Source organism: Vibrio tetraodonis, assembly GCF_003350295.1.
GTDB lineage: Bacteria > Pseudomonadota > Gammaproteobacteria > Enterobacterales > Vibrionaceae > Vibrio > Vibrio tetraodonis.
The window spans coordinates 59,270-76,119 of the sequence record NZ_QLYY01000014.1; the positions used below are offsets into that span (position 1 = coordinate 59,270).

Sequence of the window (16,850 nt, forward strand, 5' to 3'; positions counted from 1 at the left end):
TATTTGTCAGTAACCCTCCAGCTCACACTATAATTGATAGACATCTTTCTAGAGATTATTTAATGAGTAAAAGGTACGTCAGCAGGATAGGGCGTCGAGTGTTGCTAATTTTAGTCGCCATTAGCAGTGTGATAACCCTGACCACTACGGGGTTGCAGCTGTACTTGGACTATGATAGAGAATTTAGTGACGTTGAATCGACGCATCAAGAAATCAAGCAGGTTTATTCTGGGCTGCTTGCCACCTCATTGTGGTTCTATGATATCCCGTCATTGCAAAAAAGGCTTGAGGAGCTGACGAATCTGCCCAAAGTTGATTATCTCGAAGTCGGTCTTGATGGAGAGGTAATATCATCTGGAATAAAGCCAGAGGGAAGTCATGTTACAAGCCGGTTCGAAATAAAATACTTTGACCAAAATACGGATTTAGAAGCAACGGTGGGAGAGCTTTCTGTTACCTCCAACTCGGAAAAAATTTATCACTTTCTACTTCAGCAGTTTTTCATCAGTCTCCTACTCAATGCGGTGAAAACCTTTCTGGTGTGCAGCATTTTATTTTGGGTATTCCATAAAAGTATAAATGCGAGAGTCATCAGTATTGTCAAATACCTACGACATTATTCGCCACGTTATGCAACCTCTAATTTACAGATGAACAATAAACATTGGACGATCGAGGACACGGACGAACTCAGTTGGGTTGCTGATGAAATTAATAAGCTTACTTGTACTTTTACTAAGCTGTATCAAAGCATTAAAGCTGAGCAAGAAAAGCTGCAAGATTTTACCTATGTGTCTTCTGACTGGCTATGGGAAACTGACAATACACATAGGTTGACTTTTTGTTCTGATCCGATGAGAGCTGCGTTGGGTATCGGTGAAGACAAGATACCTATTGTTCATAAAATTCAAGGGTTAAATAAATCGTTAAAACTACAAGAAAAGCTTGAACAAAAGAAAAGCTTTTCAATGTGCCAAGATGAAATTGAATTTGATGGTAAGGCTTATTACTTCGTTTTCCAAGCCATTGCTAAATACAGTGGTGATGTTTTTGTTGGTTTTCGAGGTACAGCAATAAATGTTAGTGAGCTGAAACAAGCGCAGCTTGAGTTAGAAAAGCTCAATCATTCACTCGAAGCGACTATCGCAATGCGAACGCAAGCTTTGCAAGAAAGTTTAAGGGAGCTTGAAAGCACTCAAGAGAAGCTTGTCGAATCTGAGAAAATGGCGGCTTTGGGTGGCTTAGTCGCTGGTGTGGCCCATGAGGTAAATACACCGCTTGGCATTGCCGTCACGGCTACTTCATTGGTTGAAGATAGTTTAAATAAGCTCAGTGATAGCTTTGACAATCAGACATTGACCAGTACTGAATTTACTAGTGAAAGCCAGATCATGGATAAAGGACTCTCTATGCTGAAAGCGAATTTAGAGCGTGCTTCTATCTTGATTAAAGACTTCAAAAGTACGGCGGTTGATCATATATCAGAAAATCAGTCTGAGTTTAATATTCGTCAAATGTTAGAAGCAGTGTTAGTGAGCCTTGAGAGTGAGACGAAAAAAGTTCCAGTAAGCATCGAGTTGATAGGTGAAAGGGAAATTACAATAAATAGTTTATCTGGTGTCTTAACTCAAGTGATGAGTCACTTGATCCTCAACAGTGTTTACCATGCGTTTGAACAAACTAGTAAACCTGCCAATATTTCGATTAGCTACCAGCAGTCTGAGCATGGCATCACTTTTTTATACCAAGATAATGGGCAGGGCATAGATTTAGAAGACCAACAAAAAGTCTTTGAGCCGTTTTATACGACTAAACGAGGGAGTGGTGGCTCTGGGTTAGGTCTTACACTGGTATACAACTTAGTCAACCAAAAACTAAAAGGAGAGATCCTGCTGGAATCGAGTATTGGTAATGGTGTGAGCTATAAAATAACCTTGCCCAAATCCTTGTCGAAATAAACCATCATTTTCCGTTTTCTAAGGACGCGTTTGACAAGGCAAATCTAACCAATCGTGTCAGAGTTGATATTGACAGCCCAGATACCAAAGAAAGCTTTAGTCAAATTGATAGTCGTTGGTGGTGTACCCCCTAGTGGTTGTAGTAAGCAGAAATATTATAGCTAAGGGCGCATTGTTTAAGTTTTATCGCGGTTGTGACAGGTCACAATGCTCTTAGCTATATCCCTACGCCAAGCTAGTTATTATTATATTATTTCGTTCTCGTGAACATTTTAATGCCGAGTATATGTCAACCAATCCTTATAAATAGTGTGATTGACTCCCGCCTTTTTGGTCTTGGATGCGTTCAACCTGAAATATCACTTTCTTTTACATGCGGCATAAATATAACTGATGGATTTGTTTATAAAAATACGAATTTAACAATAATGAAACAAAGATGGTTGTATTTACATTGTTGCCACTTTTTCATGTGTTCTAATAGGTGCATAAAAGAAAAAGTGGTGCTCTATTTCAAACGGCTTTGTACGGCTTAACTATGACATTGCTAGTTTGACTTAGTGGGGATATGGCTTTCGAACCACCCCGAGAATAGTAACCACAACGTCACTCAATTGTGTAGGACTCAGACCAGATACATAAATGGTTTGTGTACCAAGGACAGGTTTTTAGTCAGAGCATTTCTCGTCAAATGACCAAGTATGGAAAGTATGTTTTTCAGGGTGACCTGCGTAAGCAGAATTTACCACGTGCATAGCCTAGCGACAGGTGCATTTGATGGGGGATTGCCTGCATCACATCCTCGTATTTTCTCAACAACGTCGATTCGTACTAGGAAAAAAAATAATGATAAATACAATAACGTCAGTGATCTTTGGCACGGCTGCACTTGTTAGCCATAATGTTTACTCGCTTGATATAGCTATAAAATGCCCGGACGAACCTATTAACACTATGATGTTAGTGAACGATCAGGTATATGTTGTAGTTGATAATAACCTTATCCATAGTAAAGCTTTACTGGATAACTTAGAGCAAGGCAACATCCGTTTTTGTACATCTCAAGTGACCAATATGTCCTCTTTATTTAAAGGAAGAAAAACTTTTAATACCAAGATTGGAGACTGGGATACATCAAACGTTACCGATATGTCCTCAATGTTTTATTGGGCAGAGTCTTTTAACCAAGATATCAGTCGCTGGGATATGTCAAACGTGACTACGATGCGAGAAATGTTTTTTGGTGCGAAAACATTTAATAAAACGATTGGTCATTGGGATACTTCAAGTGTTGCAGATATGGATTCAATGTTTTCTTGGGCTAGTTCATTTAATCAAGACATCGGTTATTGGGACACCTCTAAAGTGGTCAGTATGGCTTGGATGTTTTTTAGAGCTAAAAAGTTTAATCAAGACATCGGCTACTGGAATACATCTCGCGTGAAATGGATGCATTCGATGTTTGGTGGAGCAGAGAATTTTAATCAAGACATTGGCCGTTGGAATACCTCAAATGTCACTAATATGTATGAAATGTTTTATAAAGCAAAGAATTTTAACAAAGATATCAGTAGATGGAATACGTCTAAAGTATTATCCATGTATCGGATGTTTTTTGGTGCTGTGTCTTTTAATCAAAATATTGGTTATTGGGATACCTCAAATGTGACTCACATGAAGCAGATGTTTGATCATGCGATTAAATTTTCTCAAGACTTAAGTGATTGGAATGTGTCTAACGTAAGTAATTATAGTGAGTTTTCAATAGGTAGTGGTCTCGCTACTGTTCAGAGACCTAGTTTTAGTGATTCGCCTTGGTTAAACCAAAATGAATCTGTGTCCGAATATTATACTCTCAATCAATAACCTTGGCGATCCCTTACTGATGCCTTGTTAACACAAGGCATTTTTTCTAGTTGATTTTTAATTATTAAAACAAATTAATGATTTATATAATAATATTCAATATCATTAATGTTTACTTTGTCTTTTTAACGATAAAAATATCGAACTGATATCTTACTATAAGAATTTTTCCGATAAATTCTCCTCGATTTACTGATAAATATTCCTTTAATAAAATATAATTATATTTTTGTTTGTATAAGGAAGTAAAAATGAAAAATACATATGCTTTATTAGCTTTAGGGTCATTTTTAGTCTTCGGCCAACAGGTACATGCTTCAGAAATATCAGTTAAATGCTCAAATGACGCGGTGAACTCTATCATCATAAAAGGTGGTATTGAATACTTAGTGGTAGATAATGAACTTATTAAAAATCGATACAGATTATATGATTTAGAACAAGGAAAAATTCGATTTTGTACAACGCATGTCACGAGCATGTATGGCGTGTTTTCTTCATCAAAAAAATTTAACGCTGATATAAGTGACTGGGACACATCAAATGTTACAGACATGAGTATGATGTTTTCTCAAGCGCTTACGTTCAATCAAGATATCAGCAATTGGGATACATCAAAAGTAACTAATATGACAGGAATGTTTGCTAGCGCTGAATCCTTTAATCAAAATATTAGTCACTGGAATACATCCAATGTAAGCGATATGTCTATGATGTTTTCGAATGCTAAGTCCTTTAACCAAAACATTGGTCGCTGGGATACTTCTAATGCGACAGACATGTCCGATATGTTTCGCTGGGCTGAATCATTTGATCAAGATATTGGTGATTGGGATACCTCGAATGTAGAGCTTATGTCAGGAATGTTTTCATCTGCTCGCTCTTTTAATCAAGATATTGGCTCATGGGATACATCAAAAGTGGTCTCCATGTCTTCCATGTTTGGTGATACTAAGGCATTCAACCAAAACATAGGCGATTGGAATACGTCTAATGTAACCAACATGGTGGCGATGTTTAGCGGTGCTACAGCATTTAATCAAGATATCGGTAACTGGAATACTTCAAAGGTAACAGACGTACAATTTATGTTCTCGGGAGCTAAAGCCTTTAACCAATACATCGGATTATGGGATATGTCCAATGCTACTAATATGATTGGTATGTTTATGGATGCGAAAGAATTTAATCAAAATATCAGTCCATGGGATACGTCAAATGTTAAATATATGGCCCATATTTTTGAAGGTGCTTCAAGTTTTTCACAAAATTTGACTAACTGGAATGTTAATAATGTTGAGTGGCATGAAAACTATAGAAAAGGGAGTCGCTTATACAATAATAAAGTACCGTACTCATTCAGGTATTAATTTTATACTCGAACTCTATTCTTATATAAAACCTCGCAATCGCGAGGTTTTATATTAAAACTATTCAAATGAATTATACAGTTTATATCAATATTTTTAGTTCCTATTAATATCAATATTAAAATACCAGCATTGTGACCCCAGTCTATTGTTTTGAATAAAAATGTATTAAGAATAAAATTAATTTATTTTTCACAAAAAATTCAAATATAATCATAAAAAACAACAAGTTGATGTTCTCCGTATCTAGGGTAAGTTCTAGTTCTTGACTTATCCAACAGCGTCTATTCAAACTAGGAAATAATAATGATAAAAAACATCACCTCCATACTTGCTGGATCCTTCGTGCTTGCTAGCCAATGCGTATTTGCCATCGATATTTCAGTGAAGTGCCCAGAACAGCCAATTAACTCTGTGCTTATAGAAAAGGGGCAAGTGTATGTTGTCGTAGATAACGCGCTTATTCGCAACCAAACCATGCTGGATAAACTCGAGCAAGGGCACATAGGTTTTTGTACTACCCAAGTGACTAATATGGACATGGTGTTCTTTGAGAAGGCGAGCTTTAATACAGATATCAGCGACTGGGATACCTCAAATGTTACCAGCATGCACTCGATGTTTTTATATGCAGAGGCCTTTAACCAAGATATTGGCTTTTGGGATACGTCGAATGTTGCCGCTATGCTACAAATGTTTTCTTTCGCCAAAGCATTCAATCAAGATATCGGCCACTGGGACACCGCCAGAGTCACAGACATGCAGTCTATGTTTCATAAAGCCCAAGCTTTTAATCAAGATATCAGTCATTGGGATACCTCCAAAGTGACCAATATGTTTGGGATGTTTTATCAAGCGGATGCTTTTAATCAAGATATCAGTCATTGGGACATCGCCAATGTAACGAACATGAATAACATGTTTCAAGGCGCTGGCGTATTCAATACCGACATTGGAAGTTGGGATACCTCCAAAGTCACTACTATGGACTACATGTTTAATGGTGCAGAAGCGTTTAACCAAGATATAGGCCACTGGAACACTTCCCAAGTCACCAGTATGCAAGGAATGTTTATGGTCGCTTATCGCTTTAACCAAGATATTGGCCATTGGGATATATCGAAGGTGACGAATATAAACCGAATGTTTCTGGGCAGCTATGCGTTTAATCAGGATATAGGTCACTGGGATACCTCCAAGGTGACCGACATGTCAGGTGCCTTCAACGCGGCGCTTTTATTTAACCAAGACATTGGCCATTGGGATACCTCCAATGTGGTCAATATGAAAGAGATGTTCTCTCAAGCCACTCGCTTTTCACAAGACCTAAGCAATTGGAATGTTAGCCAAGTGACTGAGCATATGGACTTTGCCAAAGACAGCGTATTGAGTGAGGTGCAGCTGCCGATATTTACCCAGTAGAGGTTGATTCTTTTATATTTATTACTTAGCTTTGAGCCTCGCACAAGCGGGGCTTTATTATATTTTACTCATAAATGGTTTATTTTCTCATTTTTAATATTTGTATTATGTAGTTTCAAATAAATGATGGATTTAAATTTAAAACTATCATTATAAATCGCACATAAGTGTGATTTTTCTCGATATGTTTTTGTTTTATATATGATTTCCTTGATTAATCATTACTTTAAAGTCGGGTTTTAGTATTATTTCCTCTCATTAAAATAAAAATATAGAAATAATACGTCATGAAATTTACGTCAGTTATTTTATCCTGCATGGCTTTGGGTAGTGCAGCCAGCTTTGCCGAAGAAGATCATTCCATTCGTTGTGATGCCAATCCTCCGGGCAGTGTGGTGATTATCGATGAGCGCTTATATGTGGTGGTCGATAATGCGCTATTGCGCCAAGAAGATTACTGGCAAAACTTTATCCACGGCAAGATAGAGCTATGCACAAGTCATGTCACTGATATGAGCGATTTATTTGCTCAATCACCTTATTTTAATTACGACCTCAGCCAGTGGGATACGCGCCGCGTGACCAATATGGATCGTATGTTTAAAGGGGCAAAACGCTTTAGGCAAGACTTATCTAATTGGTCGGTGGAAAAGGTCACTCGCCACCAAGACTTCGCCCTGCAAAGCGGCCTGCCTGATTATTACCTGCCGCAATTTCAACACTAATTTCTGTTAATAATGTCTATTCAACCTAGGAATTAACCATGAAAAAAAACCTTCTGTCACTGCTTGTTGGTGCAGCGGCGCTTGCCAGCCAGCATGCGTATGCCATCGATATTTCAGTAAAATGCCCAGATCAGCCCGTCAATTCGGTGCTGCTGGAAAATGGCAAAGTGTATGTGGTGGTCGACAACGACCTGATTAAAAACCAAACCCTGATCGATAACCTAGAGCAAGGCTATATTGGCTTTTGTACCACCCAAGTCACCAATATGGATAGCGTGTTCTACGAAAGAACCACGTTTAATGCCGATATCAGCGATTGGGATACCTCAAATGTCACTTCAATGCACGGGATGTTTTCTGGTGCAAAGGACTTTAATCAAGATATCGGTTACTGGGATACTTCTAATGTGACTGATATGGCGGCCATGTTTTATCTTGCAAAGGCTTTTAATCAAGATATAGGCCATTGGGATACTTCAAAACTTACCAATATGCATAGCATGTTTATGAATGCCAAGGCCTTTAATCAAGATATAGGTCATTGGGATACATCTAATGTTACTAGAATGGTTCAGGTGTTTGCCTACAATAGCGCGTTTAACCAAGATATTGGGTATTGGGATACCTCAAAAGTAATTGATATGCATGCTATGTTTAGAGGCTCTATATTTAACCAGGATATAAGCCATTGGAACACTTCGAGCGTGGTCAGAATGTCTTATATGTTCAATAACGCAGATGCTTTTGAGCAGGATATCGGTAACTGGGATACCTCAAAGGTCAATAGTATGTTTGCCATGTTTGAATGGACTAGTGCGTTTAACCTAAATATAGGCCTTTGGGATACCGCTAATGTAACTGATATGACTAGGATGTTTAATGGTGCAAAAGCTTTTAACCAAGATATTGGCAATTGGGATACGTCAAGTGTCACCAAGATGAAAGAGATGTTTAAAGACAATGCCATTTTTTCACAAGACCTAAGCAACTGGAATGTTAGCCAAGTAACTGAGCATACCGATTTTGCTAAAGACAGTATATTGACTGAGGAGCAGCTGCCGATATTTACCCAGTAGTGGGTGATTCTTTTAGACTTATTACTTAGCTTTGAGCCTCGCAAAAGCGAGGCTTTTTACTTGGAACAGTAGAAAGAGATAATGCTTAATTGATAATATGAATTGTACTTCGGTGGTGATTTTTGCTCGGTAATGTGAATCGAGGTTGAAATTTTATTTCGACATTTTGGGGTTCAATGCTAAGTTGGGCGGTGCAACCAAAATAGCAAAGGATTATTTCGTCACATGTTTTCTCATCTACCCACGCCAGTTCTTGATCCTATTCTTTCGTTATCCGTCGCCTACCGTAATGACCCTAGACCAGATAAAGTGGACTTGGGCATAGGTGTTTATAAAAACAGTGCGGGTGAAACCCCTGTTATGAAGGCCATTTCTCAAGCGCAAGATATTGTTGTGGCAACCCAAAAAACAAAATCTTATGTGGGCCTAGCCGGCTGCGAGGAGTTTAATCAGAATATGATTGAACTGCTGTTATCAGGGACCTCTGCAATGGAAAGAGTCGCTGCGATTCAGACGCCAGGGGCAAGTGGTGCGTTGCGCATGTTGGGTGATTTAATCAAGGTTGCGCAGCCCGGTACTTGCGTTTGGCTGTCCAACCCAAGCTATGTCAACCACAGGCCGGTAATGGAGGAGGCAGGTTTAAAAGTTAAGCAATACACCTACTTTAGCCCACAAACCAAGCAAGTAGACACAGCCCGTATGCTGGAAGAGTTGGCTCAGGCTGGTCCAAATGACGTAGTCTTATTACATGGCTGCTGTCATAACCCAACGGGCGCAGACATTGATTTTGCTGCATGGCAAGCCATCACTGAGCTTGCACAAAAAAATGGGTTTGTGCCGTTTGTCGATGTGGCTTATCAAGGTTTTGGCGATGGCTTAGATCAAGATGTGCAAGGCCTTCGTTATATGGCTGATAATGTCGAAGAGATGATGATCACTACTTCATGCTCAAAAAACTTTGGTCTCTATCGTGAGAGGACCGGTGCTGCTATTATGGTGGGCAAATCTTTGCAAGATGTTACGAATGCAAAAGGGAAGGCGCTGACTCTCGCTCGCTCTACTTATTCTATGCCACCTGATCACGGTGCAGCTTTAGTGAAAACCATTTTGCAAAGCCATGAATTGACAGGGATATGGAAACAAGAGCTGAGCGAAATGCAGCAAAGATTGGTTAGCTTGAGAAAGAGTTTATGCCAAGAGCTTCGAAATACTCATAACACGTCACAGTTTGATTTTATCGAAAGCCACAAAGGCATGTTTACTATGCTAGGATTTAGCCAAGAACAAATGGCGCAACTTCGTGAGACATATGGTATTTATGGTGTGGGCGACGGGCGAATTAATATCGCTGGTTTGACTGAAAAAGACATTCCTTATGTCGCGGAAGTAATCACTAAAGTCTCTTAAGGTTTGTGCCAAGGCCCACATAAAAGTGGGTCTCTCTGTCAAAGACACGTTGTTAGAAAGTTAGGTGATCGAATGGATAAAGCGTCAAAGGCTTTGGTGGCTATGCTACTTAGTGGAGGATTGATGGCTTGTTCAACCACAAGTCAGAAACCTGAGGAACCACAACCTAAACCCGCAATTGAAGAACCCAAAGACAAGCCTGATGGCTCTGAGGTGGATAAAGATAAGCAAATTGCTGAAAAGCCCAAACCCGTTAAACCCAAGCCTCAGCCAAAGAAGACTGGCGATGGCAAGCTGATTTTGGGTCAGCAGGAATGGGTCTATGTTCCTGGGCTTGAAGAGAACTTTAAGGCGCGGATCGATACTGGTGCGACAACGTCTTCAATCAGTGCCACTGACATTGTCGAGTTCGAGCGTGACGGACAAGATTGGGTCAAGTTTACTATTGAACATGACGGTAAAAAGAGTAAGCAGATGGCACTGCCTGTTGTGCGATGGGTTAAGGTTCGCCAGTCCAGTTCAGAAGAATCTCAGCGCCGCGCTGTGGTGGAGTCTTGGGTTCAACTGGGCGATCTAAAAGAAAAAACCGAGTTTACTCTGGCCGACCGCACACATCTTAACTACCCCTTACTTTTGGGTAGAAGTTTTGTCACAGATGTGGCGATAGTGGATGTGAGTAAAGAGTTTGTGCAGAAAAAGCACAAGTAGGCAGTTTGAAAGAAAAACTCATCATTTAACGGCACCTTAAGGTGCCGTTTTTGTTATGGATATCGTGTTTTTTGAACGCAGTATCAGAACTCAGTAATATATTTCGCTAACCTTGCGGCTTGGATTTAGATGCAACGTCGTAACGGCAGCATGTTATTCGTCATTTGTTCCCGTTTTTGTCGCTCAGCCGATAGTGTCTGCTTATTCTCAAGGAGTCTTTAATGAAGTATTTATCGATGGCGGTGGTCATCAAACAAGGTAAAGTTTTGATCCAAGAACGTTATCGCTCGAACCAAGGTATGGTGTTTGAGTTTCCCGGCGGAGAAGTAGAAACCAATGAGTCGGGCACTGACGCTGCTATCCGCGAGTTATACGAAGAAACGAACATGAGCGGCTTATCTCACGTTGCAACTTATAGTGATATTAATGAATACGGTGGCCGTATTTACTATGTGGTGTTACATGCCAGTAATCATGATGAACCAAGAGCAAACGACTTAAACCGCCAGCAGACTTTTCATTGGCTTTGCTTGGATAATTTACCCATTGATGAATTTTACAAAGCCGATGTGAGTTTCATTCGCCAACATTTAGACAAGCATTTACAAAGAGAAGTAGGAGAGATGGCCTAGTAGGCGCATTATTGAGCTTTGATGTGACCCTTCCATTTTACCATGAAAGGGTCATAAGCCTGTTATTGGATCTCGAGTAGTTCTACATCAAAGATCAAAGTCGATGCAGGCGGGATAGGGCCTGTGCCTTTTTTTCCATAAGCTAGGGTGCTAGGAATAAATAGGCGGAATTTATCGCCTTCAACCATATAAGTTAAGCCTTCTTGCCAGCCTTTAATCACTTGATTTAAACCAAATGAAATCGGCTCACCGCGCTCGACTGAACTGTCAAAGACAGTGCCGTCGATAAGTGTGCCATGGTAATGCACTTTTACCTTACTTTTGGGACTAGGATTGGTTGTACCTTCGCCTTTCGAAAGCACTTTATATTGCAGGCCACTTTCTGTGGTAATAACACCTTCTTGTGTGCCATTTTCGAGCAAAAAGGCTTGACCCGCCGCGAAGTTCTCTTCTCCCGCTTTGCTTGTCACTAACGTGCGGTAAATCATAAAGCCCGCGAGAACCAAGATGACGATAGGAATAATAATTTTAGACATAAGGTCTTTCCATAATTGTTAGGGTTGTTGGATAAGATAGTTGATAGTGTTTGCAATGCCATCGAGATCTTTGTGTCCGGCAAGGAGTACCATGTACTTGCCGTTAACAATAAAGGTAGGGACAGCATTTATCTGGCCGTTTTGAGATATGTCAGCAGCTTGCTGCATGGCGGCGAATAAGCTTCTTCGCTGATCCTCTGTTAATTTATCAGGGCTGGATAGATCTTGGTCGGTAAATGCTTTGTTGATGGCCAGCTTTTGTTGCTGCGCAGTCGCGCCTTCCATTTGCACCGCATTAAACATCGCATTCATCAAGTCATGGCTTGGGGTTGTTCCTAGTTGGGTTTGTGCGCTGTAATAGATCATGGCACTGACTTGGGCACTTTGATTAAAAATTACATGGACCTTACCAAATGTCTGATTGGTCGCGGCTTCAAGTTGGGGGATTGCAGACTCCATATTTGCACAGTGACCACAATTGAGAGAGAAAACCTCAGTAACAACGGGAAGTTGATAAGCGGACAAATCGGTAGGTAAGCGTTCAAATTGTTTGCCTTCTTGTGGGTGTTCGCTTTTGCTGCAACCTGCCAGCAGAGCCACGAGGATAAGACCCGCAAAGGCTAGTATTTTTCTCATACTTGGTACTCTTTACCATTAAGGTGATGTATCAATCTTAGGTATTGATTCTACCTTGTCATGGCCCTGAAAAAAACACTTTGAAGCTAGCATTTCAACGACAAAAAAGTCTTCATTTATAATTAAAGTATTTCCTAGTTCGCCGATATAAATCATGTATCGCAACAAAAAGTATGGTGGATCGATGAAATATCTTGCTTTACCGCTTCTTCTGCTACTGACTGGGTGTGGCAACCTTGCAAAAGAAATGCGCTATATGACAGACGATATGTTAGAAACTGCGCCCAAAACAGATATGGACGTTCGTTATCCATCTTGGGGTAATGCGCCGAGAGTTGCATCTAGGTCAGGAGTGATGGGGCCGATGGGACGAGAAGCCAGTTACAGCGATTTACAAAGCTTTTTGATGAAAAATGGTGTTGAGCATGAAGTCTTGCCTGGCGATCATCTGATGGTAAAGCTGACTGACACCATTAAATTTAATACTGGTTCTTCAATGGTTGAGCCGAGCTCAGCTTATTGGCTCAATAAAATGGGCAGTTATTTAGCCACCCAGCCGGGCATTGATATCGTCATTGATGGACATACAGATAATACAGGACCACCATCGCGCAATGATGTGCTATCAATGAAACGCGCAAAAGCAGTAAAACAGCAATTGATTCGTAATAACGTGGCGATGGACGCTATTTTCACCCGTGGCTATGGTGAGTATGTGCCAGCATGTACCAATAGTACTAGGGCAGGAAAAGCCTGCAATCGACGCGTTGAGGTTCTTTTTATCGTTGCTAACCAGAGATAAAATTCGCACTTGCCAAAAGCCACAACTAGACTTTGCTATGTAGATTCAAGTCATTCATAGTATTTAGTGTGGAAAGTAAATGTCTAAGTGTTTTGAAGTTATCCCCAGGTTCTTTTTGCTCTTAATCTTTTTGGTACCTCTACCTTCAGCTGTATCTTCGCAGCCACTAACCATAACAGTGAGCGAATATCCTCCTTATCATTCAAAAGATTTACCGGGTTTTGGTATTAACGCTCAAATTGTGACTGCCGCATTTGAAAGCCAGGATATTAGTATTGATTACAAGCAAATGAACACTTGGAAGGAAGCCTTTGACTATGCTGCACAAGGAAAAGCCGATGCAGCCGCATTATGGGAGTATAACCAAGCTCATGAAGAAGATTTTTTAATCAGTGAGCCTGTGTATAAAATTAGTGCCCACTTTTTTTACAATAATTCGCTCGATTTTAGTTGGCGCAATGTGAGCGACCTTAAAGGCTACACTATTAGCGCATTGATAGGTGGTTATTATGGTGATGCGTTTGAAGCGGCGGAAAAAAGTGGTGAAATAAAGGTGGTGCGTGTCTATGATGAGACGGAGAATTTAAAAAAGCTAGTTGACGGTTCCATAGATCTTGCGCCTTTGTACATCAGCAGTTTCAATTATGTACTGAAAACTCAAGGTTTAGGCGATAAAAGGTCGGAGTTTAGTTATCATCCCAAGCCTTTGTTTACAAACTCAGTGCACTTGTTAATGCCAAAATCTAACCCTCAAAGCCAATCCAATATGGCGCTATTTAACCAAGGGCTTAAGGTGATTAAATCAAATGGTGCGATGCAGTCTATCCTTAATGATCATCTCAACTATCGCTAATCAATACCATTCAAATTTCTAAGTATTTCATTTTCGATATCCTTCGTTTTTGCTCGTTTATGCCATTCTCTAAAACTCTATGCGACAATGCCAGTTGAGAAACCCTATTAATTACAACAGAGTCATTAGCTTTAGCTTATTATTGATAATAATATTGACCAATTCAATCATTTCAACCGAACAACGCCCGATGCCATCAACTCTCCAGCTTTATCGTGTCAACTTTGTTTACTCATACTCAATTGTTAACCAAGAGTATAAAAAGTAGAGTTAATTAACAAAATAGAGAACATAAATGAAACAAAATGTGTTCGAACGCTCATTAATAGCCTGGGGACGTTTCATCTGGTAGTCAGGTATGCAGAATACAATTCGCAATTATAACAAAACCAATCGTACCCAATAATGTAAACAAGGACTCTTACTATGATGACGAGAAAACCCACCTTACTCGGTGAATGTATTGCCGAGTTCATAGGGACTGGATTACTGATTTTCTTTGGTGTTGGCTGTGTCGCCGCCCTAGTGTTAACAGGGGCCCAGTTTGGCCAGTGGGAAATTAGTGTGGTATGGGGCTTTGGGGTAGCAATTGCCATTTATTGTACTGCTGGTGTATCGGGGGCGCATATAAATCCTGCTGTCACTATTGCATTGGCAGCGTTTCATGGATTTGATAAAGCTAAGGTTGTGCCTTACATTGTCGCTCAAACGTTAGGGGCATTTTGTAGTGCTGCGTTAGTGTATAGTTTGTACAGCAATTTATTTATCGATTACGAAATCACCCATGGTTTTGTACGATCTAGTCAAGAAGCTCTTGCAACAGCAGGTATTTTCTCAACTTATGCTCATGCATCTTTGTCATTTTCTGGGGCGTTGGCGGTTGAGTTTGTGATAACGGCCGTACTTATGTTTGCGATTTTGGCGCTGGGTGATGAGAATAATGGCGCCGCTCGTGGCCCTATGAACCCATTGTTGATTGGTGTGTTGATTGCTGTCATCGGTAGCTCGCTGGGCCCGTTAACCGGGTTTGCAATGAACCCTGCGCGTGACTTCGGACCAAAACTTTTTTCCTACTTAGCGGGTTGGGACTTTGCGCTAACGGGGGCTAAAGACATTCCTTATTTTATTGTTCCTATTCTTGGTCCTATTGCGGGCGCATGTTTTGGCGCTTGGGCATACCCTAAGGTGATAGCGCAATATCTACCGAATACGGGCACTGGCTGCACGATTCCTAATCAGTGTGATGACGCCGAAGAGAGTCAAGAGGCTCACGTTTAATACTAAAATTATTGCTATAAATATCGAATTAAAAGGAAATTATTATGACGGAGCCAAAATATATTGTCGCGCTCGATCAAGGCACAACCAGTTGCCGCGCAGTTGTGCTCGACTACGATGCCAACATTGTCAGTGCGTCTCAGCGAGAGTTTACGCAAATTTATCCTCAGGCTGGCTGGGTTGAGCATGATCCTATGGAAATCTATGCCACACAAAGCTCGGTATTGGTGGAAGCTTTGGGCAAATCCGGTATCCGTAGTGATGAAGTCGCGGGTATTGGTATTACTAACCAACGTGAGACCACTATAGTCTGGAATAAAGACACAGGAAAGCCAGTTTATAATGCGATTGTTTGGCAGTGCCGCCGTACAGCAGCCATTTGTGAAGAATTGAAAAGTCGAGGTCTGGAAGAGTACGTCCAAGAAAATACAGGCTTGGTACTCGACCCGTATTTCTCAGGCACAAAAATTAAGTGGATTCTTGATAATGTAGAAGGTGCGCGCGAAGACGCTAACGCAGGAAAATTGTTATTCGGCACCGTTGATACTTGGTTACTGTGGAAAATGACTCAAGGCCGAGTGCATGTGACCGACTATACCAATGCTTCCAGAACCATGTTGTTTAACATCAACACACTTCAATGGGATGAAAAACTGCTCCAAGAAATGGATATTCCTTTGTCCATGATGCCAGAAGTGAAGAAGTCGTCAGAAGTTTACGGGCAAACGAATATTGGTGGTAAAGGGGGGACGAGAATCCCGATTGCGGGTATCGCCGGAGACCAACAAGCGGCACTTTATGGTCAAATGTGTGTTAATGCAGGGCAGGCAAAAAATACTTACGGAACAGGCTGTTTTTTGCTGATGAACACGGGCCAAGAAAAAGTGACCTCAAAGAATGGTCTCCTAACCACATTGGCATGTGGTCCATCTGGTGAACCTGCTTATGCCCTTGAAGGTGCCGTGTTTATGGGGGGCGCCTCTATTCAGTGGCTACGAGATGAAATGAAGCTTCTTGCCGATGCAAAGGATTCAGAGTACTTTGCCACTAAGGTCGACTCATCCAATGGTGTCTATGTGGTTCCGGCATTTACTGGCCTTGGCGCGCCATACTGGGACGCCTATGCAAGAGGAACTATTGTTGGCTTAACCCGCGGCGTTAACTCCAACCATATTATACGGGCAACTCTAGAGGGCATTGCGTACCAGACACGTGATGTATTGGATGCCATGCAAGCGGATTCTGGGATAAAGCTTGAGGCACTTCGAGTAGACGGCGGCGCAGTTGCTAACAACTTTTTGATGCAGTTCCAATCTGATGTATTGGACACGCAAGTGCTTCGCCCTCAAGTGACCGAGGTCACTGCTTTGGGAGCGGCTTATCTTGCCGGATTGGCGGTAGGGTTCTGGCAAAGTCTTGATGAAGTTGCGGGTAAAGCCACCATAGATAAGACCTTTGTTCCTCATCATGATGAAGAAAAACGTAGCCGTCGTTATAAGGGATGGAAGCGCGCAGTAAAATGCGCTCAAGTTTGGGCACAAATGCATGACGAGGACGAGTAAATAACCCAGAGACGTTATA

15 protein-coding genes are annotated in these 16,850 nt (G+C 41.0%); 13 read left to right on the plus strand and 2 right to left on the minus strand.

Annotation, left to right across the window (positions count from 1 at the left end; all coding sequences use genetic code 11):
- The first annotated feature begins 62 nt into the window (after window positions 1-62).
- From DPF90_RS10715 to DPF90_RS10755, 9 genes are all read left to right on the plus strand, one after another.
- Window positions 63-1,958, plus strand: coding sequence for a PAS domain-containing sensor histidine kinase (locus DPF90_RS10715; RefSeq protein WP_114786334.1), 1,896 nt, complete (start codon window positions 63-65; stop codon window positions 1,956-1,958).
- 846 nt (window positions 1,959-2,804) lie between these two features.
- Window positions 2,805-3,824, plus strand: coding sequence for a BspA family leucine-rich repeat surface protein (locus DPF90_RS10720; RefSeq protein WP_114786335.1), 1,020 nt, complete (start codon window positions 2,805-2,807; stop codon window positions 3,822-3,824).
- Between the two features lie 251 nt (window positions 3,825-4,075).
- Complete coding sequence (locus DPF90_RS10725; RefSeq protein WP_114786336.1) at window positions 4,076-5,194, plus strand: BspA family leucine-rich repeat surface protein; 1,119 nt, start codon at window positions 4,076-4,078, stop codon at window positions 5,192-5,194.
- 306 nt (window positions 5,195-5,500) lie between these two features.
- Window positions 5,501-6,616, plus strand: a complete 1,116-nt coding sequence (locus tag DPF90_RS10730; protein WP_114786337.1) for a BspA family leucine-rich repeat surface protein — start codon at window positions 5,501-5,503, stop codon at window positions 6,614-6,616.
- A gap of 287 nt (window positions 6,617-6,903) precedes the next feature.
- Complete coding sequence (locus DPF90_RS10735; protein ID WP_205395187.1) at window positions 6,904-7,341, plus strand: BspA family leucine-rich repeat surface protein; 438 nt, start codon at window positions 6,904-6,906, stop codon at window positions 7,339-7,341.
- Between the two features lie 38 nt (window positions 7,342-7,379).
- Window positions 7,380-8,417, plus strand: coding sequence for a BspA family leucine-rich repeat surface protein (locus DPF90_RS10740; RefSeq protein WP_114786338.1), 1,038 nt, complete (start codon window positions 7,380-7,382; stop codon window positions 8,415-8,417).
- Window positions 8,418-8,642: 225 nt separating this feature from the next.
- Window positions 8,643-9,824, plus strand: a complete 1,182-nt coding sequence (locus tag DPF90_RS10745) for an amino acid aminotransferase (RefSeq protein WP_114786339.1) — start codon at window positions 8,643-8,645, stop codon at window positions 9,822-9,824.
- 72 nt (window positions 9,825-9,896) lie between these two features.
- Complete coding sequence (locus DPF90_RS10750) at window positions 9,897-10,532, plus strand: ATP-dependent zinc protease family protein (protein WP_114786340.1); 636 nt, start codon at window positions 9,897-9,899, stop codon at window positions 10,530-10,532.
- Window positions 10,533-10,753: 221 nt separating this feature from the next.
- The gene (locus DPF90_RS10755) at window positions 10,754-11,164 is read left to right on the plus strand and encodes an NUDIX hydrolase (protein ID WP_114786341.1); all 411 of its coding nucleotides are present in this window, start codon (window positions 10,754-10,756) and stop codon (window positions 11,162-11,164) included.
- A 62-nt stretch (window positions 11,165-11,226) separates the two neighbouring features.
- On the opposite strand, the gene DPF90_RS10760 is transcribed toward DPF90_RS10755, so the two are convergent.
- Together DPF90_RS10760 and DPF90_RS10765 are read right to left on the minus strand one after the other, a co-directional pair.
- Entirely contained in the window at window positions 11,227-11,700 is a 474-nt protein-coding gene (locus DPF90_RS10760; RefSeq protein WP_114786342.1) for a BamJ family beta-barrel-assembly machinery protein, read from the minus strand.
- 18 nt (window positions 11,701-11,718) lie between these two features.
- On the minus strand, window positions 11,719-12,336 hold the full coding sequence (locus DPF90_RS10765) for a thiol:disulfide interchange protein DsbA/DsbL (RefSeq protein WP_114786343.1): 618 nt from the start codon (window positions 12,334-12,336) through the stop codon (window positions 11,719-11,721).
- A gap of 184 nt (window positions 12,337-12,520) precedes the next feature.
- Between DPF90_RS10765 and DPF90_RS10770 the strand changes: the two genes are divergently transcribed.
- The 4 genes from DPF90_RS10770 to glpK all read left to right on the plus strand — a co-directional run bounded on the left by DPF90_RS10770 (window position 12,521) and on the right by glpK (window position 16,831).
- Entirely contained in the window at window positions 12,521-13,138 is a 618-nt protein-coding gene (locus tag DPF90_RS10770; RefSeq protein ID WP_114786344.1) for an OmpA family protein, read from the plus strand.
- Between the two features lie 79 nt (window positions 13,139-13,217).
- Window positions 13,218-13,991 carry a substrate-binding periplasmic protein gene (locus DPF90_RS10775; protein WP_114786345.1) on the plus strand — a complete coding sequence of 258 codons (774 nt, stop codon included), beginning with the start codon at window positions 13,218-13,220 and terminating at the stop codon, window positions 13,989-13,991.
- Between the two features lie 426 nt (window positions 13,992-14,417).
- The gene (locus tag DPF90_RS10780) at window positions 14,418-15,269 is read left to right on the plus strand and encodes an MIP/aquaporin family protein (RefSeq protein WP_114786346.1); all 852 of its coding nucleotides are present in this window, start codon (window positions 14,418-14,420) and stop codon (window positions 15,267-15,269) included.
- Window positions 15,270-15,313: 44 nt separating this feature from the next.
- The gene (gene glpK / locus DPF90_RS10785; RefSeq protein ID WP_114786347.1) at window positions 15,314-16,831 is read left to right on the plus strand and encodes a glycerol kinase GlpK; all 1,518 of its coding nucleotides are present in this window, start codon (window positions 15,314-15,316) and stop codon (window positions 16,829-16,831) included.
- Window positions 16,832-16,850: the final 19 nt, after the last annotated feature.